Genomic DNA, 25,560 nt, shown 5'->3' on the forward strand with positions numbered 1-25,560 from the left:
AGAGGTTCGGTACTTTTATGAAAATTAATTTTTTGAACCTAGTAAGACATAAGTTTTTATATTTCTTACTAGGTTTAGTTTTTATCTTATTAGTCTATCGTGATTATATTACTACTTATTTATTTTTTGACGCCAATGCACCTGATTTAGCTAATTTTGACGGAATAGCTATAAAAAATGAATTATTACGTTCTAATCTAGATATAAATGTTTTACTATTCAATGTAGGATTTTATCAGTCCTTTCTTCTGCCAATTATTATTTCTTTACTGGGATTTAATTATGTTACTCTGAAAACTAAATTTATAAAATTATCAATTGGCAAGAACGATTGTTATTTTAAATTTCGGAAGCACCTTTCTTGGCAATTAGCAAGTCTTCCAGTTCTACTGTATCTAATAATTGTTGGTATTGTTGTAATCATTACCATGCTGGCAGGAACTTTTCAATTATCTGGTAAAGAGCACTTACTGTCAGAAACAAGTGTTTTACGCTATTTCTTGAATAGTGATTTAATTCTGTTTATATTTTCAATCATTTTGGTTTGTGTGGCTATTTTTGTGAATAGTTTATTTCTGTTTAAAATAATAGATGTTTTACAAAATCCAATAAAATCTGCGATTGATTACCTCATGTTTATTTGGCTTGGATCCATAATTCTATATCATTTCATGCCTTTTTATTTAGTTCCTATGACGACTTTTATGATAACTAGTTATGGGAATCTAGATATCCAAACTCTGCTTTTACCCTATTGCTTTTATATGTGTGGCTATGCTATTTTAAAAAAATATGAAGATGAGATTTAAATTTACTAAGAGTTGCTTCCGAAAAATAATTGTCTTAATGGTAAGAGCGGCTCTTCTTTCCATATTAACGTGGCTGTTGTTAAAAAGAGTCTCTGAGAATTTTAGTCATATTATTGATTTTCGGACTTTTTTTGAAAATGAATTACTTTCTCTGCTTACCTATGACGAGTTTGGAAGAAGTCAGTTAGATATTTCGAAAATGTTGACCACAAGCTCTATATTTTTAGTTGGTTGTCTGTCATCTTTAATGTTTGTCTGGGAATTGTTAAACTCTTATCGAGCACTTATCCTTTACAAATCACAATCTTACATATGTTTTACCCAAAAACGGATATTGTTGGTGGCTTTATTTTATCTACAAGATTTAATGGTTTGGTTGGTGGGCTTGCTTCCTCTATATTTCTATTTTAAAAATACTGAATTTTTCATTCTCCTAGGAAGGTTAATGCTAATTTATTTGATTTTTATAACTTTGATTGCTCTAATCAGTAACAATTCAACGATAGCTTTTTTACTATTTTTTGTTTTACTAATTTTTCAAAAGTTGATAATCTCTAGTGCTCTGATAAGTTGTTTAGGAGGTGCTGTTCTTATAGTGATACTGGGGAGTGGTATCTTAGAAAAATATCTAGAAAAGGATGGTATGTGATGTTAGAAATAAAAAAAGGGTATAAGTGCTATTATAAACAGAATATTTTAAATAACGTAAACTTACGTTTTGAACCTCAAAATATTTATGGATTAAAAGGTGATAATGGTTCTGGAAAGACTGTTTTACTCAAGCTCTTAGCAGGAACTATCCGTCTTGATAGAGGGGATGTATTTCAAAATGGGATTAGTTATGGTAAAAATTTAAGATATATTCAAAATGCTGGAATTGTTATTGAAAAGGTGGAATTTTTATCCTACCTTACATTAAAAGAGAATCTGGAGTTGTTAAAATTTCTTTCACCTAATATTACGAATGATGATATTGATTACTGGATTGATTATTATAATCTGTATGACTTTGAAAATATAAAATATAATCATCTTTCATTGGGGACACAGCAGAAAATGGGGCTAATTCAGGCATTTATACACAAACCAGATGTTCTTCTTCTAGACGAACCGATGAATGCTTTGGATGAGAAGAGTGTTTTGTTAACTAAGAAAGTGATTTTGTCTTATAGAGATAAAAAGAATGGTTTAGTTATCTTGACTTCGCATATTTCAGAAAATATCACAGACTTGTGTAATGAGATATTTTTATTAGAAGAGGGAGAGGTTAAAGTGGTTAAAGAATAGTTGCTCACTCCCCGAATCTTTCATAGAAGTGTCACAAAACATTCAATCAGAGTCAAGTTAAAATGTTCCTTTATTGAAAATCGCCTATTTGGCGATTTTTTGCTATAATGTGGGAAAAGCAGGAGGTACTCCCGTGGAAGTAAGGAAGATTAGCCTAGAGGATAAAAATGCATTTCAGAGGTTTGAAGAAGCCATGTTGAGGGATAAGCAAATCAACCCTTTTGTGGAATGGTGGGAGACTGCTAATTTTGAAAACTATGTTGCAGATAGCGATGTTTCTGAGGTGAAGAAAGAAGGGCAATCGTGGTCAACCTTTACTCGATATTTTGCTTTTGAGGATGAACAAATTTTAGGAATGTTGATTTGTTTTTGGGAAATCCAGCATCCTGATTGTCAAAAATTAGGGCATTTAGGTTATATGGTAGCTCCAGCTTTTAGGAAGCAAGGTGTGGCTTTTGAGTTAGTTCAGTATGGACTTGAACGCTATCGTGAAAAAGGAATTTCTAATATCTATATTGCCATGGATGAGAAAAATGTAGCTAGTCGTAAAACAGCTGAAAAAGCAGGTGGAATACTATTAGGAACTTTTGATATTAATCATCAAGGACAAAAAATCCAGTCAGTTAACTATGAGGTACATTTATGATCGAGATAAGACGATTAGAAGTTAGTGATGAAGCCGCTTTTCGCAGGTTTCAGGAGATTTTGTTGGAAGAAAAGGAACGTAATCCTTTTGTAGAAACCAAAAAAGTGGACGATTTCGCAGCCTATCTTGCTAAATGCCGTCAAAATGAAGTGGATACTGGTAATCCTGACTGGGCGACGTCAACGAATTTTTATTACTTTTTGAATGGCGAGATTGTGGCAAGAATTGGTTGTCGTTGGGAATTAAAAGGTGACTTAGCTCGCGTTGGTGGGCATATTGGTTATGTGACGAGGACTGACTATCGTGGGCGTGGTATCATGGCAGAACTAGTAACCTTTGCCCTAAAAGAATATGCCAAACGTGGTATCACAGAGGTGCTCATTACGGCGCGTGAGGACAATATCCCTAGTAGAAAAACGATTGAACATTTTGAAGCGAGATTGGATGGTTTTGCTGAGGATAATGGCCATCGCTACGCACGGTATTGGGTAAAGACAGGAGAATAAGATGGGAAAGACGACCTTTATTTGGGATTTTGATGGGACTTTGGTAGAATCGTATGAGGCTATTGAAGATGTTTTAACCCTGTTGTATCAGGTTTACGATTTTCCGTTTAATCGTGATTTTGTGATGTCCTATGTCATTGAAACGTCAATCGGTCAGCTTTTAAGAGATCTTTCTCAAGAGCATAACATTTCCTTTGACGAGTTGCTTAGCTTTTTTAATAAAGAGCAAGAAGCTCGTGACCATATGATTTCCCTTATGCCTGGGGCTAAAGCGGTGCTTGAACAAACTTCTGAGGTAGGAATTCAACATTTTATCTATACCCATAAAGGTGCCTCCACAGGAGCAGTGCTCAACAATTTGGGAATAGATGGCTATTTTACAGAAGTTATCACCTCAGCTAATGGCTTTAAGCGTAAACCACATCCAGAAGCTGTAACCTATTTGATGGAAAAATATCAGCTAGATAAAGCCAACACCTACTACATTGGGGATCGTTGTTTAGATGCTGAAGTCGCTATAAATGCTGGTATCAAGTCTATCAATTTACGTGTAGAAGATTCAGATTTCAATACAAAGATTGATGAGTTAATAGATATTGTTCGTATATTTCCTCTTTAGATGTATCGTGTGAGCAAAATGTTAGGCAAATTGACTAAATATTGATAGAGTTAGGCTATATTGTTCTTAACTCTTTTTTTAGTTGATGGAGGTTTTTGTGAAAAAAACAAATCGATATGTTGTGGCTGTATGTGGGGTCTTGCTTCACTTGATGTTAGGTTCTACCTATGCTTGGAGCGTGTACCGCAATCCAATTGTCAGTGAAACAGGATGGAGCTTATCGTCAATAGCGTTTGCCTTTTCTCTAGCAATTTTCTGCTTAGGCTTATCAGCTGCCTTTATGGGACGGCTGGTTGAAAAATTTGGACCTCGCGTAACAGGTTCGATTTCAGCAGTCCTTTATTCCCTTGGAAATGTTTTGACTGGCTATGCTATTGCTCAAGAAGAATTATGGTTACTTTATCTCGGTTATGGCATTTTAGGTGGTCTTGGTTTAGGTGCGGGCTATATTACACCAGTGTCGACAATTATTAAATGGTTTCCTGATAAGAGAGGTTTGGCTACTGGACTTGCTATTATGGGATTTGGCTTTGCTTCTTTGTTAACAAGCCCTGTTGCTCAGTATCTCATTGAGACGCAAGGTCTGGTCAATACTTTCTATTTGTTAGGTGGCTTATATTTTGTGGTGATGATAACAGTTTCTCAATTGATTAAAAGACCAACTCAAGAAGAATCTAAACGACTCGCTGCTAATGCTAAAGACGCTAAAAAAGCAGATTTAACAGTAGGCATGACTGCCAATGACGCTCTGAAAACAAGAGAATTTTACATTCTTTGGATGATCTTATTTATCAACATTGCTTGCGGTCTAGGAATCATTTCAGTGATTGCTCCGATGGCTCAGGATTTAACGGGAATGTCTCCAGAAGCAGCAGCAGTTGTTGTGGGACTTATGGGAATTTTTAATGGCTTTGGGCGTCTGATCTGGGCATGGATTTCTGATTATATTGGGCGTCCCTTGACTTTTATCATTTTGCTTGTGGTTAATATTTTAATGGCTTTTAGTCTCATCTTATTTAGGACACCGCTAATGTTCACGATGGCAATGGCGGCATTAATGACTTGCTATGGGGCAGGTTTTAGCCTTATTCCACCTTATCTCAGTGATATTTTTGGGGCAAAAGAATTAGCTGCGCTTCACGGATACAGTTTGACAGCTTGGGCGATGGCAGCTTTAGTAGGTCCCATGTTATTGTCAGTGACATTTGAAGCGACGGACAGTTACACAGTTACCTTGTTAGTCTTCATGGTTTGTTACGCCTTAGCCTTGGTTGTTGCTATTTGGTTGAAACATATTCTTAATAAACAAAAATAAAGTAAAAATCTCTAGCACTGACTAGAGATTTTTTATATAATAGAGCCTATGGTAAAATCATATTCAAAAAATGCAAATCACAATATGCGACGTCCAGTTGTAAAAGAGGATGTTGTCCATTACATGCGGACAAAGCAAAAACAAAACGAAGGCCATCTAGCTGAGCTAGAAGCTTTTGCTCGTCAAGAAAATATCCCGATTATTCAGCATGAAGTTGTCGCTTATTTTCGTTTGCTTATGCAGACCTTGCAACCGAAAAATATCCTTGAAATCGGGACAGCAATCGGTTTCTCTGCTCTTTTGATGGCAGAATATGCTCCAAATGCTAAAATCACAACGATTGATCGCAATGAAGAGATGATAGCTTTTGCAAAGGAAAATTTTGCAAAATATGACACGCGTCAGCAAATTACCTTAGTTGAAGGGGATGCGGTAGACATGTTGGGCACTTTAGAGGAAACCTATGACTTTGTATTCATGGATTCAGCAAAGTCCAAATATGTTGTCTTTTTGCCTGAAGTTCTCAAGCGCCTGAAAGTTGGTGGTGTCATCATTTTTGATGATATTTTCCAAGGGGGCGATATTGCAAAGCCGATTCAAGAAGTTCGTCGTGGGCAAAGAACCATTTACCGTGGTTTACATCGTCTATTTGAACAGACATTGAACCACCCAGATTTAACAGCTAGCCTCATTCCACTTAGTGATGGCCTGTTGATGTTACGCAAAAATGCAGAGCATATTAAACTTGATTAAGTTATTTTTTAGAAAATATGATATAATAAAAAAGTTAATGAAATTATAGAGAAGGAATGAGTGTTTTGGGAAAAGGCAGAGCAAGGTTCTGTTTTTCCGATGTCAAATAGCATTTGAACGGTTTGGCACTCATGGTATTTTATAAACATGAAGAAAAAATTCGCTACAGGTCTTGTGACCTTAATGTCAGTAGCAACATTGGTTGCATGTACGAGCAAGACAAGTACAGACAGCAAATTAGTGACGATGAAAGGTGACTACATTACCGTAACTGATTTTTACGACCAAGTTAAATCAACACAAGGTGCACAAAGTGCCATGTTGACACTTATCTTGGATAGAGTCTTAGAAGAGCAATACGGTGATAACGTTAGTCAAAAAGAGACTGACGAAGCCTACGATAAAGAAGTTAAAAACTATGGGACTTCTTTCCAACAAGTCTTAGCCATGAATGGCATGACCGAAAAAACCTATAAGCAACAAGTTCGTGTGCAAATGTTACTAGACTATGCCATTAAAGCAGCGGCTGAAAAAGAGCTGACAGATGATAGCTACAAGGAACTTTACAAGGCTTACACACCAGAAATGACAGCTGAGTTTATCCGCTTGGATAACCAAGACACTGCTAATAGTGTTTTAGCAGAGGTAAAAGCTGAAGGTGCTGATTTTACGAAGATTGCTACTGATAAATCCCTAGATGAAAAAGTGGAGTACAAGTTTGACTCAGCTGCCAAAGATGTTCCTACAGAAGTAGTGACAGCTGCAGCAAGTCTTGAAAAAGGTGCAGTATCAGAAGTTATTCCTGTTGTCAACACTACTAACTACACGACAAGCTACTATATTGTTAAAGTGACTGCTAAAACTGAAAAATCTGCAGATTGGAAAACTTATAAAGACCGTCTGAAAGAGACTTACCTAGCAGAGAAAAAGGCAGATGTCACTTTCCAAAATAAAATTATCGCTGCGGCTCTTGAAAAATCAAACGTCAAAATCAAAGATGATAGCTTTGCCTCAATCTTGTCACAGTATGCAGCGACAGGTGAAACGACAACAGTTAGTGAAACAACGACAGCTAGCGAAACAGAAAGCTCAGAAGCTACTACTCAAAAATAAGATTTAGAATGGATAAGGTAATATTTTTTCAGAAAGGTGGCGGTTGCTGTGAGCCACTAAAATGACCTTATCTTGCTACTAAGTCTCATAATGGAATACAAATGAGGATGACAAGGTCATTGAATGGAGGTGGTACCGCGGTAAAATCGCCCTCCGTTTACTGGCTTTGTTGTTTTCTTTTGTTAAATAATTGTAGCCTATATCTGTGAAATGAAACAGATGGACACATTATGAAAGGAAAGGTTCGGTCAAGCTAAACCTGCCCTAAACCTACTAAATTAAATGAAAGGTAGGGTGTTAAATCCGAGTTCAGCAAAATAGAACTCGGGCTACGGACTGTGTCAAAAAGACGAATACTTCCTAGACGCCAGTGTCTTCATCAGGTTTTCTATTCTTCAAAATAAAAAATATATGAAAGGAAAGTTCAGTTAGGGAAATTAACTGAACCCGAGCTAAAAGCATCGGAAAAAAGATAGACCGCCTTGTGTGCAAGCACACGGCGTTGGTCTCCTATTTTTCTCTCGCTTTCTTAACGCTCTTGGTATCTTATTTTATGAAACAATTATCTTCTGCTCAGATTCGTCAAATGTGGTTGGATTTCTGGAAGTCAAAGGGTCACTCTGTTGAGCCTTCGGCTAATCTTGTGCCAGTCAACGACCCAACCCTTCTTTGGATTAACTCTGGGGTTGCGACACTTAAAAAGTATTTTGATGGGTCTGTGATTCCTGAAAATCCACGCATTACCAATGCACAAAAATCAATCCGTACCAATGATATTGAAAATGTTGGTAAGACAGCACGTCACCACACCATGTTTGAGATGCTTGGAAACTTCTCTATCGGAGACTATTTCCGTGACGAAGCCATTGAGTGGGGCTTTGAGTTGTTGACAAGTGAGGACTGGTTTGCTTTTCCAAAAGACAAGCTCTACATGACTTACTATCCAGATGATACGGATTCCTACAACCGCTGGATTGCTTTGGGAGTTGAGCCAAGTCACTTGATTCCGCTGGAAGATAACTTCTGGGAAATCGGTGCTGGTCCTTCAGGTCCAGATACGGAAATCTTCTTTGACCGTGGTGAAGCTTTTGACCCAGAAAACATTGGTATTCGCTTGTTGGAAGAAGATATTGAAAATGATCGTTACATCGAGATCTGGAACATCGTGTTGTCACAATTTAATGCTGATCCAGCTGTTCCACGTTCAGAATACAAAGAATTACCTAACAAAAACATTGATACGGGCGCAGGTTTAGAGCGTTTAGCAGCGATTTTCCAAGGGGCTAAAACCAACTTTGAGACAGACCTCTTTATGCCAATCATTCGTGAAGTGGAGAAATTGTCTGGTAAAACTTATGACCAAGATGGCGATAACATGAGCTTTAAGGTCATTGCTGACCACATTCGTGCGCTTAGCTTTGCCATTGGTGATGGTGCCCTTCCAGGAAATGAAGGCCGTGGTTATGTCCTTCGTCGTCTCCTTCGTCGTGCTGTTATGCACGGTCGCCGCTTGGGGATCACAGAGACTTTCCTTTACAAATTGGTTCAAATCGTTGGTCAAATCATGGAAAGCTATTACCCAGAAGTGCTTGAAAAACGTGACTTTATTGAGAAAATCGTTAAACGTGAAGAAGAGACTTTTGCCCGCACGATTGATGCTGGTTCAGGTCACCTTGAAGAGTTATTGGCTGATTTGAAAGCAGCTGGCAAAGATACGCTTGAAGGAAAAGATATCTTTAAACTTTACGATACTTACGGATTCCCAGTTGAATTGACAGAAGAGTTGGCAGAAGATGCTGGCTACAAAATTGACCATGATGGGTTCAAAGCAGCCATGAAAGAGCAACAAGACCGTGCGCGTGCTGCTGTTGTCAAAGGTGGTTCGATGGGTATGCAAAATGAAACCCTCGCAGGTATCACTGAGCCTTCAACATTTGTCTATGAAGCAACAGAACTTGAGGCAAGCTTGTCTGTTATCATTGCAGATAACGAGCGTACTGAAGCTGTATCTGAAGGTCAAGCTCTCCTCGTCTTTGACCAAACACCATTCTATGCTGAAATGGGTGGGCAGGTTGCTGACCACGGTGTGGTGAAAAATGATAAGGGTGATACTGTTGCGCGTGTCGTAGATGTGCAAAAAGCGCCAAATGGTCAGCCATTACACACGGTAGAAGTTTTGGCAAGCCTTTCTGTTGGCACAAGCTACACACTTTCTATTGACATTGCTCGTCGTAACAGTGTTGAGAAAAATCACACAGCGACACACTTGCTTCATGCTGCGCTTCACCGTATCATCGGTGAACACGCGACTCAGGCTGGTTCATTGAATGAAGAAGGCTTCCTTCGTTTTGACTTCACGCACTTTGAAGCAGTGACAGCTGAAGAACTCCGTGCCATCGAGACACAAGTCAATGAAAAAATCTGGGAAGCTCTACCAGTTGTGACGACTGAGACAGATGTTGAGACAGCCAAAGAAATGGGAGCGATGGCGCTCTTTGGTGAGAAATACGGTAAAGTGGTTCGTGTGGTTCAAATCGGGGATTACTCTATCGAGCTTTGTGGTGGTACACACTTGTCAAACACTGCTGAAATCGGTCTCTTCAAGATTGTCAAAGAAGAAGGTATTGGTTCAGGGACTCGTCGTATCCTTGCGGTAACAGGTCAACAAGCCTTTGAAGCCTTCCGTGACCGTGAAGATGCGCTTAAAGCTGTGGCACAAACCCTTAAAGTGCCACAAATGGATCAAGTACCAACTAAGGTAACGGCTCTTGCTGAGGAGCTCCGCCATTTGCAAAAAGAAAACGCTGAGTTGAAAGAAAAAGCAGCCGCAGCACAGGCTGGTGATGTCTTCAAAGATGTTAAAGAAGCTAACGGTGTCCGCTACATTGCGACACAAGTTGAGGTGGCTGACGCAGGTGCCCTTCGTACCTTCGCGGACAACTGGAAGCAAAAAGATTACTCAGATGTCCTTGTTCTTGTGGCAAGTATCGGTGAGAAAGTCAATGTCCTTGTGGCAAGCAAGTCTAAAGAGGTCCATGCTGGTAATGTGATTAAGGAAATTGCGCCGCTTGTATCAGGTCGCGGTGGTGGTAAACCAGATATGGCCATGGCAGGTGGTAGCGATGCGTCTGGTATCCAAAATCTCCTAAATGCAGTAGCAGAACAATTGTAAAAATATCAGGTAACCAAGTTCATATGAGCTTGGTTTTTTCAAAAATATCAAAAAAATCCTTGACTCTCCCCTAGGTGGATGGTGTATAACAAAGATAGAAAGGAGTTCTTATGCAGATTAAAGATGTAGAAAAGTTGACGGGATTGTCAAGTAAGACCATCCGTTTCTATGAAGAAAAAGGCCTGCTTGAAGTTGCGAGAAATGCGAATAACACTTATCGTGATTACTCTGAAGCTAATGTTCAAACCTTGAAAAAAATCAAAATTTTTCGCTATTTTGGTTTTTCACTTAGTGACATAGCAGAGCTGCTGACACAAGAGAATTCACGGGTTCAGGCAGCTTTGGAAGACCGTGTTCAGAGCCTCTATGCTGAAGAAGAAAAGGTTTTCGAGCGTCGTCAACTCTGTCAGAAGTTTTCAAAGGTCTATGGAAATCCTGCTAAAATTGATGAGTTCAATGACATCATTGATTTCAAAGAAGCAGATGAATTTGAAGAGTTGAGGGAAGTTTTGGTTGACAGCAGTGTCAACTCATTATGGAGTACGCTTTTATTGACCATGCTAGGGGTAGGTCCAGTTTTAACCTTATTCGATAGGATTGCTAGGAAAAATCTTGACCATCTTGGTTGGATAGCAGTATTTTCTTTATTGACCTCTGTTTGGATTGCTTGGATATGGTCTCGTTATTTTAAAAATCGTCAAGCGAAAAAATCTCTGGTAACCAAGAAAGATAGGAGAGAGTGGAAATTATTGCCTGTTCTGTTATTAGGGATTATCTTAGCCTTGTTGTTTTTTTCAGGTATCTCTATTGTGACGACTTATCTTCTTCCAGAAAATTGGTTCTTTTATGACTCCAATCGTTTTTGGGGGCTTGTGATGATTGGCGTGACAGTATCTAGTATTGGCTATTGGCTCTTTCATTTCTTTAAAGTCTACGACTTATTTGATAACTGGTACTTGCGTTTTGGATCACCTATCTTGATACTTTTATCGACCTTTTTGTATCTGACCAATACGACAGTTGTGACTGAGCAAGACATTATCCTTTATTCGTCCCTAAATTTATCTGGAAAGCACTATCGCTATGAAGAAGTTGAAAAAATTGAAGCTTGGTATGGTGCTTCACATTGGCGATTATCCACGAATAATCGTCAGGGGCATTTTTACTATGCTATTTGGCTGGATGGAAAGAAGGTGGTTTTGTCTCAGCCTAATGTTAATGATAAAATCGAGCGTTTTACTGATTCTTATCAGGAGCTAGAAGAATTTGATGAGCGCCTAGTGAATATCGGTATCCCAAAAACAGCTTCAGCTAAACATGCGGATAAAATTGATTATGATGAGCAATAAAAGAAGCGGTTTGAAAGGATTATTAATAACAAATAAGACGCGAACTGTATAAACAATCGTGAGTCGTTTCATCAAAAAAAGAGGCTGGGCAAGAATTTTCCAGAAGTATAAAGTTGATCAAAGGCTTCTGCTACCTGCTCTGGCTCAAAAATCAAGTCAGGACGGTGTAGAAGCAGGGCATCAAGATAATCCGTCTGTAAGCGTTCCAAAATACGGTCAACGTTTGACAAGATATTTTCTTTTGTCCAATCAAATTCATTACGCTCGAATTGGAGGCCAACTTTTGATTGCAGGATGATGTCTTCGCGCTTGATACCAGTTAATTTAAAGGCATCACCAAAACGACGCTCAGCTTCCCCGTCATCACCATAACAGGTAGCGTGATCGAAAAAGTTAATACCATTTTCAACAGCGGTTGTAATCATTTTAGCAGCTGCTTCAACATCGAGAGCAGGCATACGCATGCAACCTAGGATAATATTAGAAACGTTTTGAGGTCCGTGTTTAACATTGAGAGTTTTCATGAGATTTTCTCCTTTCTTGAATCCGCTACCATTTTAACACTTTAGAGGTGGTCTAAGTCAAGAGAAAAATTGGTTTGTGACAAGCTTTTCATAGATTTTTACTAACTGCACTTAAAAGAAAGAACACTGAATACTGATTCTTTAAAGAGGAAATTCTAGAAACTTTTTGCTATAATTTTCCCTATGGAAAAATTAGTTAAAGACATTTACAAAGATCATGCTGAGATGCCTTATATTGCGCCTCAATATGAGGAAGAATTAATGAAAAAGCCGATTACTAAACGTCAGATGGAACGCACTGTAGAAGGATTTTTACCAGGTCATATCATTCTCTTGTGGCGGATCTCTTTTGGAACTTTTTTGACGACTTCATTTCGTCATAAGTATTTTTACACGACTTACGGCATCGATGCGGATAAGGAATTGGATATGCTTATTGAGACGGGCTACGTTCGGATTGAGACAGCCTTTGAGTCCCTACGTCACTTGCCTGCCGGTGACCTTAAAGAATTTTTAAAAGCCAAAGGAGTGGCAGGACTATCTAAGTTTAAGCGTAGCGATTTGGATGACAAAATGGCAGAGCAGTACACAGAAAAGGAATTATCTGCCCTATTTGAGTTGAGAAGCTATGCTTTGACCGAAAAAGGCAAAGCCCTTCTAGAAGTACATCCAGAGATTGTTGCTAAGCACCCACAGAAAAAATTCTGAGCTTTAATTTTCAAAGTATTCGTGGTATAATGGGAACAATAACGTCAAGGAGAAAACAATGGAAATTATTCGCGATAAAGAATTTGTCAATCAATTTCACTACGATGCCCGCAATTTGGAGTGGGAGAAAGAACACGGCACTCCAAAGTCTAAGGCAGAGGTAACGTTTCAGTTGATTAAACGCGATACAGAGGCTAATGAAACAGTCTTAGTTGCTCGCTTACAGTACATGATTGTCAAGGAAGAATTTGTGATTTCAGGAGTCATTTCACAAGGAAATCGCATCTTGAACCGTATCTTACAAGAACCAAGTGAACTTTCTCAAGAGGAAGTTCAAGATTTGGCAGCTCCTCTTTTGGATATGTTAAAACGCTTGACTTATGAAGTCACTGAAATCGCCTTGGATCGACCAGGTATTAATTTGGAGTTTTAAGATGAAATTAGCTGTAATTACGGATTCGTCAGTCTTTTTCCCAGAACAATTTAAAAAAGCTGATAATCTCTTTATTTTGGACATTCCTGTAACGATTGATGGAGACACTTATGTCGAAGGTGTTAACCTAACTGCTACAGAGTTTTATGAAAAAATGGCGGCTGCGCAAAATCTACCAATGACGAGCCAACCTTCTGTTGCGCAGTTAGATGAATTATTGTTTAAACTTGCCAATGAAAACTATACGCATGTTGTCGGGTTATTCTTGTCTAGTGGTATTTCAGGTTTTTGGGCTAATATCCAATACCTTATTGAAGAACATGAAGGTTTAACGATTGCTTTTCCGGATACAAAGATTACATCTGCTCCACTAGGAATGATGGTGATGAACGCACTTAATTGGGCAGAAGCTGGATTGAGCTTTGAAACCATTATGGACCGCTTACACCAGCAAATTGAGAAGACGTCTGCTTATATCATGGTGGATGACCTCAATCATTTGGTCAAAGGTGGGCGCTTGTCAAATAGCTCTGCTATTCTCGGTAACCTTTTGTCAATTAAACCGATTCTCTATTTTGATGAAACAGGGAAAATCGTTGTTTATGAGAAAGTTAGAACAGAGAAAAAGGCTGTTAAACGCTTGATTGATGTGATGGTGAAACTGTCTGAAGATGGTTCTTACGATGTGATGATTATTCACGGAAATGCGGTTGAAAAGGCGAATTCACTTTACGAACAATTAACAACAGATGGTGTAACAAATCTTTCAATTGCAACCTTTGGTTCTGTGATTGGAACGCATTTGGGTGAGGGCGCTATTGCTCTGGGTGTGACACCACACTTTGACTAATAAAGCCATTTTACCTAGGTAAATCTACTATTTCTATCAAAAAGAGAAGATTGAGATATTTTTTGCCCAGTCTCTTAGGTTGCTTTCGATTGTAAAAGAAGGAGAGTTTATGAAAATCAAGGTCATTATTGCTGGTTTTAAAGGAAAGATGGGATCAACTGCGGTTGATATGGTCACACAAGATCAGGAACTTGAATTAGTAGGCCTCCTTGATCCTTTTGCGACCGAACAAGATGTCAATGGCGTTCCAGTGTTTACTACCAAGGAAGACTTGATTGGCTTGCAAGCAGACGTATGGGTGGATTTTACCATGCCAAAAGTTGCTTATGACAATACTCGCTTTGCCTTGGAACAGGGATTTGCTCCAGTCGTTGGGACCACGGGTTTTACGGAGGAACAGATTGCAGAGCTTATCGCCTTATCCGCAGAGAAAAAGCTGGGTGGTCTCATTGCTCCTAACTTTGCCATTGGTGCAATTCTTCTGATGGAATTTGCAGCTAAAGCCAGCAAATATTTTCCTGACCTTGAAATCATTGAACTGCATCATGATAAGAAAAAAGATGCGCCTTCTGGAACAGCCATAAAAACTGCAGAATTGATTCGTGAGGCACGTTCTTATAAAACACAGGGTGTTGCTGACGAAGAAGAACTCATTGAAGGAGCGCGAGGAGCAGAATTTGACGGTTTTCGCATCCATAGTGTGCGCCTCCCAGGTCTTGTGGCCCACCAAGAAGTTATTTTTGGTGCCCAAGGTGAAGGGTTGACGCTTCGTCATGATTCTTATGACCGCAGTTCCTTTATGAGTGGGGTCAATTTGGGCATCAAAGAAGTGGTCAAGCGCAAAGAACTTGTTTACGGATTGGAAAAGTTATTATCATGAAATTAGAAACAATGCCTTCTGACTTTCAGAAGGCTTTACCCTTATTAAATAAGATTAAAGAAGCAGGGTTTGAAGCCTATTTTGTGGGTGGGAGTGTGCGTGATGTCTTGTTAGGTCGTGACATTCATGATGTGGATATCGCCACATCGTCTTATCCTGAAGAAACGAAGCGGATTTTTGAACGTACCGTTGATATTGGGATTGAACACGGAACGGTTTTGGTACTTGAAAATGGTGGTGAGTATGAGATAACAACTTTTCGTACCGAAGATGTTTATGTTGATTACCGTCGCCCACAATCTGTGTCCTTTGTGAGATCGCTAGAAGAGGACCTCAAGCGCCGTGATTTTACAGTCAATGCGTTTGCTTTGGATGAAAATGGCAAAGTCATTGACCTTTTTAATGGTTTAACTGACCTTGATAACAAGCTGCTAAGGGCTGTTGGTCAGCCAGAGGAGCGTTTTAATGAGGATGCCCTAAGGATTATGCGAGGATTACGCTTTGCGGCGACCCTCAATTTTGACATTGAGAGGGCAACCTTTCAGGCGATGACGACCCATGCACCCTTGCTTGAAAAGATTTCCATTGAGCGTTCCTTCATTGAATTTGACAAGTTGTTGATGGCTCCGCATTGGCGCAAAGGCATTGAAGCACTCCAAGCGACAAAAGCCTACCAGTACCTTCCTGATTTGGCTGATACGTTTGAAAAATGGCAGAGCTTACTGGATAAGATGTCTGAGGACTTTGTCTTTACCAGTTCAGAGCAAGCATGGGCAACTCTGATATTGGCGCTAGCCATTAGAGAACCAAAGCATTTCCTCAAAAAATGGAAAACGTCAGTTAATTTCCAAAAAGATGTCGAGCGCATTGTCCAAGTGTTTAACTACCGCCTAAACAATGAGCTAACGAAAGAACAAGTTTATGCTTATGGTAAAAAGGTCATTGTATTGGCAGAAGAACTGCGTCAAGCCCAAGGTCTGCCTGTTGATTTTGCGAAAATTGAGAGTCTCGATCAAGAGCTTGTGATTCATGATAAGCACGAAATTGTGGTTAACGGTGGAATGCTGATCAAAGAATTGGGACTGAAACCTGGACCAGATATGGGACGATTGTTGACTGCCGTTGAAAAAGCAATCGTCATCGGTGACTTAGCAAATGAGAAAAAGGCTATTTTTGACTTTATTGAGCAACTGTAAGAGGGGAGTAGAAATCACATTTTCATGGTTTTGACTTATCCAGCTCTCTCATTATCCAGCTCAGTCTAGCGTTATCCACTGGACAAGTTTGCTCCCAAAAACCTTTAGCACCAGATAAGTGCTGATTGATAAACGACTAAATGACATAAAAGAAAATAGGAAGATAGCATGTCTGATTTTATTGTTGAAAAATTAACCAAATCTGTTGGAGATAAAACCGTCTTTAAAGAAATTTCCTTTATTCTCCACGATTTAGACCGTGTGGGAATTATTGGGGTAAATGGGACTGGTAAGACAACCTTATTGGATGTGATTTCAGACCGTATTGGCTACGATGGGGATATTTCTCCCTTTATCAAGAGTAATGATTACAGCATTGCTTATTTGACTCAGGAACCTGAGTTTGACGATAGCAAGAGTGTTTTGGATACGGTACTGTCATCAGACCTGCGTGAAATGGCTCTGATTCGTGAATACGAGCAGCTGATGCTGGCTTATTCTGAGGAAAACCAAGCCCGTTTGGAAAAGGTTATGGCAGAAATGGATAGTCTTGATGCTTGGACCATTGAGAGCGAAGTTAAGACGGTTCTTTCAAAACTTGGCATTATGGATTTAACCACAAAGGTTGGAGACCTTTCGGGTGGCTTGAGACGCCGTGTTCAACTGGCACAGGTTCTCCTTGGTGATGCTGATTTGTTATTATTGGATGAGCCGACCAACCATCTGGATATTGACACCATTGCTTGGTTGACCAATTTCTTGAAGAATAGTAAAAAAACGGTACTCTTTATCACCCACGACCGCTATTTCTTGGACAATGTGGCGACCCGTATTTTTGAATTGGCTGATAGTCAATTGACAGAGTACCAAGGAAATTATCAGGACTATGTCCGATTGCGTGCTGAACAGGACGAGCGTGACAGTGCAACTCTTCATAAGAAAAAGCAACTCTACAAACAAGAATTAGAGTGGATGCGACGTCAACCTCAAGCCCGTGCGACCAAGCAACAAGCTCGTATCAATCGTTTCCATGATTTGAAAAAAGAGGTACATCAAGGCACAAGTGCTGAGGATTTGGAAATTACCTTTGAAACCAGTCGTATCGGTAAAAAGGTGGTTAACTTTGAAGATGTGAGCTTTTCATATCCAAACAAACCGATTTTAACTGATTTTAACCTGATTATTCAAAACCGTGACCGCATCGGTATTATTGGAGATAATGGTGTTGGGAAATCGACTCTTCTTAATTTGATTAACGGTGACTTGCTGCCAACATCTGGGAAATTAGATATTGGTGAGACCATCCGTGTCGGCTATTTTTCACAAAATCTTAAGGATATGGATGAAAGCAAGCGTGTCATTTCTTATTTGCAAGAGGTTGCTGATGAAGTTAAGACAACGGTTGGGACAACTAGTATTTCTGAATTGCTAGAGCAGTTTCTTTTCCCACGTTCGACACATGGCACGCAGATTGCTAAGCTGTCAGGCGGTGAGAAAAAACGTCTCTATCTCCTTAAAATCTTGATTGAGAAACCAAATGTCTTACTTCTAGACGAGCCGACCAACGATTTAGACATTGCAACCTTGACTGTCTTAGAAGGTTTCCTAGCTGGATTTGCTGGTCCCGTTATCACCGTTAGCCACGACCGTTATTTCTTGGATAAGGTGGCCAATAAGATTTTGGCATTTGAAAATGGTTCTATTAGAGAATTTTTTGGGAACTATACAGATTATCTCGATGAGAAGGCTTTTGAGCAAGAAAGCTCTGCCATTTCCCAAAAGAAAGAAGTCATCAAAGAAGAGAAGCCAAAGGCTGAGAAAAAGCGGATGTCCTACTTTGAGAAGCAGGAGTGGGCTGGGATTGAGGCTGAGATTGAGGCTTTGGAAAATCGGATTGCGGAGATTTCAGAGGAGATGCAGACTTGTGGCAGTGATTTTACAAGGCTTAGCGATTTGCAAAAGGAACTGGATGCCAAGAATGACCAGTTGCTTGAAAAATATGAGAGGTATGAGTATTTAAGCGACTTGGAGGGATAAAATGCTGGTATTAAGAGCGATTGAGGTGCAAGATAACCCTGCGGTGGCTCAGCTTATCCGTACCTCCCTTGAAGAGTTTGGTCTTGATAAACCTGGAACGGCTTATTGTGATCCACAGCTGGATAATCTTAGCGCCTACTATGCTCATCTTGACCGTGCGGCTTATTTTGTGATAGAAGAATCTGGAGAAATCGTTGGTTCGGGAGGTTTTGCTCCTATTTCTAGGGACATCGCAGAGCTTCAGAAATTATATGTTGCTTCAAACCAAAGAGGCAAAGGGATTTCTAGCCGTATTCTCAAAAAAATTTTTGCAGAAGCGAAAAAAGAAGGTTATCAGAAACTATACCTAGAAACCGCCAATGAATTATCGGCAGCCGTTGCCGTCTATGAACATTTTGGATTTAAACGCTTAGAAAAGCCTCTCCCAAATGAGGCAGGGCACACGGCAATGGATATTTGGATGCTAAAAAGTTTGTAGGAGAAGAAATGGTACATTTAAAACATTTTGGTGTTTATGGCATTTGTATTCGTGAGGGAAAGTTACTCTGTGTGCGTAAAAATCGAGGTCCCTATACGGGGCGATATGACTTGCCAGGAGGAAGCCAAGATAGTGGAGAAAGTTTACTTGATACTCTAAAACGTGAGATGCTAGAAGAGACTGGTTTTCAGGTGTTATCTGCTGTTAATAACCGTATCTTTGATACCTTTGTACAGCCTGAGGGAGAAGAAAATGTGACCCACCATATTTTTGCGGTTTATGATGTTGAACTTGATGACAGCTCTGCTATTACTATTGCTGAAACCATTGATGATGGAGATAAAAATGACTCCGCAGGGATTGTTTGGGTAAAGCTTTCAGAACTGACAGAGAGTAATGCTTCGCCTTTGATACTCAAGATTCTCGCTCCGGATCTTGAGGCTAGTCATTACCCAAACTGGCATGTTTTAAGCTAGAAATAGCCCCAATTTTCTGGTATAATAATGAGCATTAAAGCACAATCTGTGCTTTTTCTTGTCTACGATTTAGGAGATTATAGTTATTTATCTGTTGTGCTAGTTAAATTTATTTCAATAGATTTACTTTACAAATAATAGAATTATTTGAAGATAACATGTTAGTAATATCTGAGCTATTTAGGTTTATCATATAAGTGTCTCTTGAACAGTATAGCTATATGAAATAATAATTAGTAGGACGACGAAGTCGCCCATCTAGTACTTTCCGCAGTGGTGAAAACACAAAAACTTTTAAGTGTTGGTGTGAAGGGGGTGAAAATGTCCAGTGGACAATTTCAGCCTAAGCTTAGAAATTAGGAAGCGAAGGAGACCTAGACTTGCCCAAAAGGAATGGAACTCCGGAGGAGGTTTTGATGCTGACTTGGCCAGCTTCATTTCCCACCTTCAAAGGTCTCCCAGACCTTTGAAGCGCCCCCACCACATTAGGATAAGTGCTAACAAAAAGTTATATTTAAACAACTATAATTTAAGGAAAGGAAAAAACACGAACTTTGGAAGTGCCAGTGACTAACTGTGATGGGCTATCTAATGGTTTAAATCAGTTTGTGATATTGCACTTATCGGTTCAAGTTTGATAGGTAATATAAGAATGCAGTTAATTTGGTCTTATCTCAAATCAAAATACAAGTGGTTGGCTCTGGATTTGCTAGGAGGCTTCCTTTTTGTTGTTGTTAACTTGGGAATGCCAACTATTCTCGCTCGCATGATTGATGATGGGATTACGAAAAACAATCCTGATCAGCTCACCTACTGGGCGATTGTCATGTTTGTGATTATTGTTCTTGGGATTATTGGTCGTGTGATTCTTGCCTATGCGGCTGGAAAACTCACCACGACGATGATTAAAGAATTGCGTACAGACATGTATGCAAAATTGCAGAGCTATTCCCACAATGAATATGAAAGGATTGGGGTGTCATCACTTGTGACGCGTATGACCAGTGATGCTTATGTTTTGATGCAGTTTGCAGAGATGTCCTTGCGAATGGGTGTCGTGACACCTATGATGATGATTTTCTCGGTTGTCATGATTTTGATGACAAGTCCTAGTCTGGCTTGGACGGTAGCGGTCTTTCTGCCATTTTTAGTCGCAGTTGTGACTTATGTGGCTGTTAAAACTCGCCCGCTTTCTAAACAGCAGCAACAGACACTAGATAAAATCAATCAGTATGTTCGTGAAAATTTAATGGGTTTGCGCGTGATTCGTGCCTTCTCACGTGAGGAATTTCAAGAGGAGCGTTTTGCTGGTCAAAATGACGAATATGCGACCATTTCTAAAAAGCTATTCACCCTGACTGGTTTGACAGAGCCTCTCTTTGTGCAGATTATTATTGCCATGATTGTAGCGATTGTTTGGTTTGCTTTGGCTCCTTTGGCAAAGGCAGAGCTACAAATTGGAGATTTAGTTGCCTTTATCGAGTACGCCTTCCATGCCCTCTTTTCATTCTTGATGTTTGCTAACCTCTTTACCATGTACCCTCGTATGGCGGTGTCAGCGAGTCGTATTCAAGAAGTGATGGACATGCCAATCTCAATCTCAGAAAATCCTAATGGGGTTACTCAGACTGAGACCAAAGGTTATTTGGAATTTGATAATGTGACCTTTGCCTATCCAGGTGAAACTGAAAGTCCTGTGCTACACAATATCTCCTTCAAGACAAAACCAGGTGAAACCATTGCCTTTATCGGGTCAACGGGTTCTGGAAAATCAAGTTTGGTGAACCTCATTCCACGTTTTTATGATGTAACACTAGGGAAAATTTTAGTAGATGGAGTGAATGTTAAGGATTACAATCTAAAGGCTCTTCGTCAGAAAGTAGGTTTTATCCCTCAAAAAGCTCTGCTATTTACCGGAACCATCGAAGAAAACTTAAAATACGGTAAGCAAGATGCCACGGTTTCTGAACTTGATGAAGCGACCAGCGTCTCTCAGGCAAAGGAATTTATTGAGAGTCGTGAAGAAGGTTACGAAACCCATCTTGCAGAGGGGGGAAGTAACTTATCTGGAGGGCAAAAGCAGCGCTTATCAATCGCACGTGCCGTGGTTAAAAAGCCAGATATCTATATCTTTGATGACTCCTTCTCAGCCCTTGACTATAAGACGGATGCCGAACTTCGTCGCCGCCTCAAAGAGGTGACCGAAGATGCGACAGTGCTTATCGTGGCACAGCGTGTCGGAACCATTATGGATGCCGATCAAATTATTGTCCTTGATAAAGGTGAGATTGTGGGACGTGGTACCCATGATGAGCTCATGCAGACCAATGACATCTACCGTGAAATTGCCAATTCACAGCTGAATAATCAATCATTGACGGAGGAGGGATAAGATGAAAACACCTAAAAATCAATCCGTATTTTTACGTTTGTGGAGCTACTTAAAGGTTTATAAAACCTCACTCTTCCTAGCTGTCTTCCTTAAAATCATGGCTGCGGTGATGAATGTTTTGGAACCTTTTGTATTGGGACTGGTTATTACAGAATTAACACAAAATCTTTTAGATATGAGTGCTGGTGTGGAAGGGGCAGCTATTAACACGACCTACATTTTCTGGGTTCTGGTTATCTATGCTATTCGTGCCTTTTTCTATGAGATTGGTGCCTACGGTTCTAACTATTACATCACTCGAACGGTACAAAATAGTATCAAAGATCTTCGCAATGATTTGAGTGAAAAAATCAATCGTATTCCTGTTTCTTATTTTGACAAGCACCAATTTGGAGACATGCTAGGACGCTTTACATCAGATGTTGAGACAGTGTCAAATGCCTTGCAACAATCTTTCTTACAGATTGTCAATGCGATGATTTCCATCACACTTGTTGTGGCGATGGTGCTTTACCTCAATGCTCAATTAGCGATTGTGGTTATCCTTAGCATTCCTTTGACTTATGTGACTGCGCAAGCCATTCTCAAAAAATCTCAGCCTTATTTCAAGCGACAGGCCAAGGTTTTGGGGGATATGAACGGATTTGTTCAGGAAAATTTGACAGGTTTTAATGTCTTAAAACTTTACGGGCGTGAAGAAGCATCTGCAGCAGAATTTGCAAGAATCACCGATGAATTACAGGATGTTGGCTTCAAAGCTAGTTTCATGTCTGGAATCATGATGCCTGTCCTTCATGCTATCTCAGATATGGCATATCTGATTGTAGCAGTCCTTGGTGGGCTTCAGGTAATGGCTGGTAAAATGGCAATTGGTAATATTCAAGCCTTTGTTCAATATACCTTCCAACTCGGACAACCGATTCAAACCTTAACCCAGCTAGCAGGTATTCTCCAATCAGCCAAATCTTCTTTAGAACGTATTTTTGAAGTCTTGGATGAAGCTGATGAAGCAAGTACCGTTTCCGAGCACTTGACTAAGGACTTGACAGGTCAAGTGAGCTTTAAAAACGTTAACTTCCAATATGTTGAAAACAAACCTCTCATCCGTGACTTTAACCTAGAAGTTAAGCCTGGTGAAATGGTCGCTATTGTCGGACCTACTGGAGCAGGTAAGACTACTTTGATCAATCTTCTCATGCGTTTCTATGATGTGACAGATGGTGCGATTACCGTTGATGGACATGATATTCGTAACCTGTCACGACAAGAATATCGCCAGCAATTTGGGATGGTTCTTCAAGACGCTTGGCTTTATGAAGGAAGTATCAAAGAAAACCTTCGCTTTGGTAATCTTGAAGCAACTGACGAGGAAATCATTGAAGCAGCCAAAGCAGCTAACGTGGATCATTTCATCCGTACCCTACCAGGCGGTTACAATATGGAAATGAACCAAGAGTCATCAAATATTTCACTTGGACAAAAACAACTCTTGACCATTGCGCGTGCGCTTTTAGCTGATCCGAAAATTTTGATTTTGGATGAAGCCACATCATCAGTAGACACACGCTTGGAATTATTGATTCAAAAAGCCATGAAACGCTTGATGCAAGGTCGCACCAGCTTTGTCATTGCCCACCGCTTATCTACCATTCAAGAGGCAGATAAAATTCTGGTCCTTAAAGATGGACAAATTATTGAGCAAGGAAACCATGACAGCTTGCTTGCTGATAAAGGTTTCTACCATGACCTTTATATGAGTCAGTTCTCAGAAAAGGAAGCTTGAGTAAAAAAGAATCGCTTGACCAAACGGTCAGGCTCTTCTTTTTAGTGCCCCAAAACTGATATGTGACCGTAGTTTTATCTAACGTGTCGTAGACTAGCTAGAACTGACTTTATATGATATAGCAAAATAAGCCCTCACTAAGCATAAGTGAAGGCCTATTTTGGTGCATTTGGGTTCTTTTTTAACCTCCGCGACGTAATTGCTTACGTAGTTTGTAGGCAAGATTTGAGAGGTGATATAAGAGAGTGTTAACAGGAAGGTTGAACTCTCCGATAAATTCCTCAATAGTAGGATTGAATTTTGATTTAAAGTGATAGAGACCACCTTCAAGTTGGTTTTCAATTCCCCCCATATTTTGGCTAGATATTCCCAATTCAAAGGCATGGTTCATGGTTTCATACCAAGTGAGAACAGGAGCGTTGAATTGTTTAAAGGTGTCGTCCATACCAGCGTATAAATTTTCAGATGTGCTCCCGAAATTGAGTGAAAGGGTTGCTGCTAATGGAAGAGTTGTTTGTCCCTTTTCATAGAAGCTTTGGAAGAAATCAAGTTCCTTTTCGAGACGTTTTTGGTTCTCTTGATTTTCCTTTAGTTTTCCTGGGGATGTTTTTTCGCTAAATCTAGAAAAATCTACTTGAGCTTTAGTGAGCTGAGTGTGAAGAAGTTCTATTTTTTTAGAAACATCAATTTGTACTAGGGTAATAAATGAATCTTCTGGATAGGTATCAATCAATTTCTCATAATAAGTAAGATTACGTAAATTAATCTGCTTACGGCTCTCTATTTTTTTCATTAGTTCTGCAAATGTAGGGAGCAATTCAGCACCACCAAATATGACTTCTAGTCCCTTATTTCGTGCAGTTCTAATTTCTTGCTTAGTTCGTTTAGGAAGACTATCTAGAGAGAAGTTTTTAGCGTAAACATTAGCCTGAAAGCGTGGCTGGATATTCTCAGCAATATCTTGAGTTCTGCCACCCCAATCAGCACCAAGGTTTTGCAGAAGTTGTACAATGGCTAAACTGTCAATATTGTCATGGCGGCTATTGTCATCTTGAAAGGCTTGAAGATGGATGTTAGGGTCAAACTTGATAAAGAGCGCACGCTTTTTCTTACCAAATGCCTTTAGAGATGACATAACAAAGCTAACGAGTTCTTTGTCTGAGTAATCCATAACAGGACCACGAGGAATATAAAGCATGGTAAAGCCTAGTGGAAGTGGCTTGATGAGGATACTGGCTGACGCAACCAATTCTCCATTTCGATAAAAACCAATACGCTCGTTATCCCAGTTATCTTTTATTTTTGCCCAGTTTGAACTCTGCAATAAATTCGCTTGATGACTTGATTTGACAAAATCGTCATGTTCTTGGGCAGAAATGCCAATTTTATAGGTTAACATGATTTCAACACCCACTCACGAATAGCGTAGGCTACTCCACTTTCATTATTTGATTTGGTGATGTGTTTAGCGAGAGCTTTTACACTGTCAACTCCATTTTCCATGACAACAGGTATGCCAACAACTTCAAGCATGGCACGATCGTTTTCTTCGTCGCCGATGGCCATTGTTTCTTCCATTGAAATGCCCAATTTTTCAGCGAGGTGAATAATAGCAGAGCCCTTGCTGGCAGTTTTATTGATAATTTCAAGATAAAACGGTTTAGATTTGACAATGGTGTATTTGTCGTAAAAGGTTTGAGGGATTTTAGCAATAGCAGCATCTAGAATTTCAGGTTCGTCAATCATCATGATTTTGACAATCTCTTTATCAGTCATCTCCTCAGGCGTGCGGTAAAAGACTGGCATTCCAACAAGTGTCGCTTCATGAATGGTGTATTTACCAATATTTCGGTTAGCTGTGTAAATACCTTCCTTAGTAATGGCGTGCATGTGGACCCCTAGTTGACGACTGAGGTATTCAATTTCTAAATAGTCCTCATAAATCAGAGCATCTTTCACGATGTCTTGTCCTGTTGCTGTATCTTGAACGAGGGCACCGTTAAAAGTAATGACATAGTCTCCCTCATCTTTGAGATTGAGTTCGGTTAGCAAGTCTTGAACACCGGCAATTGGGCGTCCCGTTGTGATAACGACTTTTACGCCTTGTTTTTTAGCTTCTTGCACAGCTTCAAAAACTTCTGGAGTGATTTTACGGTCATCAGTAATTAATGTTCCGTCAATGTCGACAGCGACCAATTGAATTGTCATAATATTTCCTCTTCTTATAAACATAG

At 39.7% G+C, this 25,560-nt stretch carries 22 protein-coding genes and 1 pseudogene; 20 read left to right on the forward strand and 3 right to left on the reverse strand.

Annotated elements, in window-relative coordinates; translation table 11 throughout:
• The first annotated feature begins 17 nt into the window (after positions 1–17).
• The 10 genes from AB6M99_RS02640 to AB6M99_RS02685 all read left to right on the forward strand — a co-directional run bounded on the left by AB6M99_RS02640 (position 18) and on the right by AB6M99_RS02685 (position 11,569).
• Entirely contained in the window at positions 18–809 is a 792-nt protein-coding gene (locus tag AB6M99_RS02640; protein WP_121834890.1) for a hypothetical protein, read from the forward strand.
• A 645-nt stretch (positions 810–1,454) separates the two neighbouring features.
• Positions 1,455–2,096 (forward strand): ATP-binding cassette domain-containing protein, encoded by a 642-nt coding sequence (locus tag AB6M99_RS02645; protein WP_121834892.1) that lies wholly within the window; start codon positions 1,455–1,457, stop codon positions 2,094–2,096.
• A 133-nt stretch (positions 2,097–2,229) separates the two neighbouring features.
• The gene (locus AB6M99_RS02650) at positions 2,230–2,742 is read left to right on the forward strand and encodes a GNAT family N-acetyltransferase (RefSeq protein ID WP_121834893.1); all 513 of its coding nucleotides are present in this window, start codon (positions 2,230–2,232) and stop codon (positions 2,740–2,742) included.
• Complete coding sequence (locus AB6M99_RS02655) at positions 2,742–3,248, forward strand: GNAT family N-acetyltransferase (protein ID WP_183121648.1); 507 nt, start codon at positions 2,742–2,744, stop codon at positions 3,246–3,248. Before AB6M99_RS02650 ends, AB6M99_RS02655 begins: the two co-directional genes overlap by 1 nt.
• Position 3,249: 1 nt before the next feature.
• On the forward strand, positions 3,250–3,867 hold the full coding sequence (locus tag AB6M99_RS02660; RefSeq protein ID WP_121834895.1) for an HAD-IA family hydrolase: 618 nt from the start codon (positions 3,250–3,252) through the stop codon (positions 3,865–3,867).
• Between the two features lie 97 nt (positions 3,868–3,964).
• Positions 3,965–5,182, forward strand: a complete 1,218-nt coding sequence (locus AB6M99_RS02665) for an OFA family MFS transporter (RefSeq protein WP_121834896.1) — start codon at positions 3,965–3,967, stop codon at positions 5,180–5,182.
• A 48-nt stretch (positions 5,183–5,230) separates the two neighbouring features.
• On the forward strand, positions 5,231–5,935 hold the full coding sequence (locus tag AB6M99_RS02670; RefSeq protein ID WP_121834897.1) for an O-methyltransferase: 705 nt from the start codon (positions 5,231–5,233) through the stop codon (positions 5,933–5,935).
• Between the two features lie 141 nt (positions 5,936–6,076).
• Entirely contained in the window at positions 6,077–7,048 is a 972-nt protein-coding gene (locus AB6M99_RS02675; RefSeq protein WP_369351192.1) for a peptidyl-prolyl cis-trans isomerase, read from the forward strand.
• A gap of 553 nt (positions 7,049–7,601) precedes the next feature.
• A complete protein-coding gene (gene alaS / locus AB6M99_RS02680; protein ID WP_121834899.1) occupies positions 7,602–10,220 on the forward strand; it encodes an alanine--tRNA ligase in 2,619 nt (872 codons plus the stop codon).
• Positions 10,221–10,330: 110 nt separating this feature from the next.
• Entirely contained in the window at positions 10,331–11,569 is a 1,239-nt protein-coding gene (locus AB6M99_RS02685; RefSeq protein WP_369351066.1) for a MerR family transcriptional regulator, read from the forward strand.
• 95 nt (positions 11,570–11,664) lie between these two features.
• Here AB6M99_RS02685 and AB6M99_RS02690 read toward each other — a convergent pair.
• Positions 11,665–12,093: pseudogene (locus AB6M99_RS02690) on the reverse strand (aldo/keto reductase); the annotation flags it as partial.
• 183 nt (positions 12,094–12,276) lie between these two features.
• Between AB6M99_RS02690 and AB6M99_RS02695 the strand changes: the two are divergent.
• From AB6M99_RS02695 to AB6M99_RS02740, 10 genes are all read left to right on the forward strand, one after another.
• Complete coding sequence (locus tag AB6M99_RS02695) at positions 12,277–12,801, forward strand: hypothetical protein (RefSeq protein ID WP_369351067.1); 525 nt, start codon at positions 12,277–12,279, stop codon at positions 12,799–12,801.
• Between the two features lie 58 nt (positions 12,802–12,859).
• A complete protein-coding gene (locus tag AB6M99_RS02700; protein ID WP_121834903.1) occupies positions 12,860–13,234 on the forward strand; it encodes a DUF1149 family protein in 375 nt (124 codons plus the stop codon).
• A 1-nt stretch (position 13,235) separates the two neighbouring features.
• The gene (locus AB6M99_RS02705) at positions 13,236–14,084 is read left to right on the forward strand and encodes a DegV family protein (protein ID WP_121834904.1); all 849 of its coding nucleotides are present in this window, start codon (positions 13,236–13,238) and stop codon (positions 14,082–14,084) included.
• 109 nt (positions 14,085–14,193) lie between these two features.
• Positions 14,194–14,964: a 4-hydroxy-tetrahydrodipicolinate reductase gene (gene dapB / locus AB6M99_RS02710; RefSeq protein WP_121834905.1), complete on the forward strand. Its 771-nt coding sequence runs from the start codon at positions 14,194–14,196 to the stop codon at positions 14,962–14,964.
• Entirely contained in the window at positions 14,961–16,160 is a 1,200-nt protein-coding gene (locus tag AB6M99_RS02715; RefSeq protein ID WP_121834906.1) for a CCA tRNA nucleotidyltransferase, read from the forward strand. Before dapB ends, AB6M99_RS02715 begins: the two co-directional genes overlap by 4 nt.
• A gap of 168 nt (positions 16,161–16,328) precedes the next feature.
• Positions 16,329–18,197 carry an ABC-F family ATP-binding cassette domain-containing protein gene (locus AB6M99_RS02720; RefSeq protein WP_121834907.1) on the forward strand — a complete coding sequence of 623 codons (1,869 nt, stop codon included), beginning with the start codon at positions 16,329–16,331 and terminating at the stop codon, positions 18,195–18,197.
• A 4-nt stretch (positions 18,198–18,201) separates the two neighbouring features.
• A complete protein-coding gene (locus tag AB6M99_RS02725) occupies positions 18,202–18,675 on the forward strand; it encodes a GNAT family N-acetyltransferase (protein WP_121834973.1) in 474 nt (157 codons plus the stop codon).
• Positions 18,676–18,683: 8 nt separating this feature from the next.
• Positions 18,684–19,151: an NUDIX hydrolase gene (locus AB6M99_RS02730; RefSeq protein ID WP_121834908.1), complete on the forward strand. Its 468-nt coding sequence runs from the start codon at positions 18,684–18,686 to the stop codon at positions 19,149–19,151.
• Positions 19,152–19,803: 652 nt separating this feature from the next.
• Positions 19,804–21,543, forward strand: a complete 1,740-nt coding sequence (locus tag AB6M99_RS02735; RefSeq protein ID WP_121834909.1) for an ABC transporter ATP-binding protein — start codon at positions 19,804–19,806, stop codon at positions 21,541–21,543.
• Between the two features lies 1 nt (position 21,544).
• The gene (locus tag AB6M99_RS02740; protein ID WP_121834910.1) at positions 21,545–23,326 is read left to right on the forward strand and encodes an ABC transporter ATP-binding protein; all 1,782 of its coding nucleotides are present in this window, start codon (positions 21,545–21,547) and stop codon (positions 23,324–23,326) included.
• A 181-nt stretch (positions 23,327–23,507) separates the two neighbouring features.
• Here the strand turns inward: AB6M99_RS02740 and AB6M99_RS02745 are convergent, their stop codons facing one another.
• Positions 23,508–24,725, reverse strand: coding sequence for an aminoacyltransferase (locus tag AB6M99_RS02745; RefSeq protein ID WP_369351068.1), 1,218 nt, complete (start codon positions 24,723–24,725; stop codon positions 23,508–23,510).
• On the reverse strand, positions 24,719–25,534 hold the full coding sequence (gene yidA, locus AB6M99_RS02750) for a sugar-phosphatase (protein WP_121834912.1): 816 nt from the start codon (positions 25,532–25,534) through the stop codon (positions 24,719–24,721). The genes AB6M99_RS02745 and yidA overlap by 7 nt, the downstream gene beginning before the upstream one ends.
• Positions 25,535–25,560: the final 26 nt, after the last annotated feature.

The sequence above is a fragment of the Streptococcus hillyeri genome (assembly GCF_041081565.1).
GTDB lineage: Bacteria > Bacillota > Bacilli > Lactobacillales > Streptococcaceae > Streptococcus > Streptococcus hillyeri.

Excerpts from the sequence above, each read along its gene's own strand:
- AB6M99_RS02720 (WP_121834907.1), top strand. The coding sequence starts at position 16,329 with ATGTCTGATTTTATTGTTGAAAAATTAACCAAATCTGTTGGAGATAAA.
- AB6M99_RS02745 (WP_369351068.1), bottom strand. The coding sequence starts at position 24,725 with ATGTTAACCTATAAAATTGGCATTTCTGCCCAAGAACATGACGATTTT.
- AB6M99_RS02660 (WP_121834895.1), top strand. The coding sequence starts at position 3,250 with ATGGGAAAGACGACCTTTATTTGGGATTTTGATGGGACTTTGGTAGAA.
- AB6M99_RS02740 (WP_121834910.1), top strand. The coding sequence starts at position 21,545 with ATGAAAACACCTAAAAATCAATCCGTATTTTTACGTTTGTGGAGCTAC.
- alaS (WP_121834899.1), top strand. The coding sequence starts at position 7,602 with ATGAAACAATTATCTTCTGCTCAGATTCGTCAAATGTGGTTGGATTTC.
- AB6M99_RS02730 (WP_121834908.1), top strand. The coding sequence starts at position 18,684 with ATGGTACATTTAAAACATTTTGGTGTTTATGGCATTTGTATTCGTGAG.
- AB6M99_RS02705 (WP_121834904.1), top strand. The coding sequence starts at position 13,236 with ATGAAATTAGCTGTAATTACGGATTCGTCAGTCTTTTTCCCAGAACAA.
- AB6M99_RS02695 (WP_369351067.1), top strand. The coding sequence starts at position 12,277 with ATGGAAAAATTAGTTAAAGACATTTACAAAGATCATGCTGAGATGCCT.
- AB6M99_RS02715 (WP_121834906.1), top strand. The coding sequence starts at position 14,961 with ATGAAATTAGAAACAATGCCTTCTGACTTTCAGAAGGCTTTACCCTTA.
- AB6M99_RS02685 (WP_369351066.1), top strand. The coding sequence starts at position 10,331 with ATGCAGATTAAAGATGTAGAAAAGTTGACGGGATTGTCAAGTAAGACC.
- AB6M99_RS02670 (WP_121834897.1), top strand. The coding sequence starts at position 5,231 with ATGGTAAAATCATATTCAAAAAATGCAAATCACAATATGCGACGTCCA.
- dapB (WP_121834905.1), top strand. The coding sequence starts at position 14,194 with ATGAAAATCAAGGTCATTATTGCTGGTTTTAAAGGAAAGATGGGATCA.
- AB6M99_RS02735 (WP_121834909.1), top strand. The coding sequence starts at position 19,804 with ATGCAGTTAATTTGGTCTTATCTCAAATCAAAATACAAGTGGTTGGCT.
- AB6M99_RS02640 (WP_121834890.1), top strand. The coding sequence starts at position 18 with ATGAAAATTAATTTTTTGAACCTAGTAAGACATAAGTTTTTATATTTC.
- yidA (WP_121834912.1), bottom strand. The coding sequence starts at position 25,534 with ATGACAATTCAATTGGTCGCTGTCGACATTGACGGAACATTAATTACT.
- AB6M99_RS02700 (WP_121834903.1), top strand. The coding sequence starts at position 12,860 with ATGGAAATTATTCGCGATAAAGAATTTGTCAATCAATTTCACTACGAT.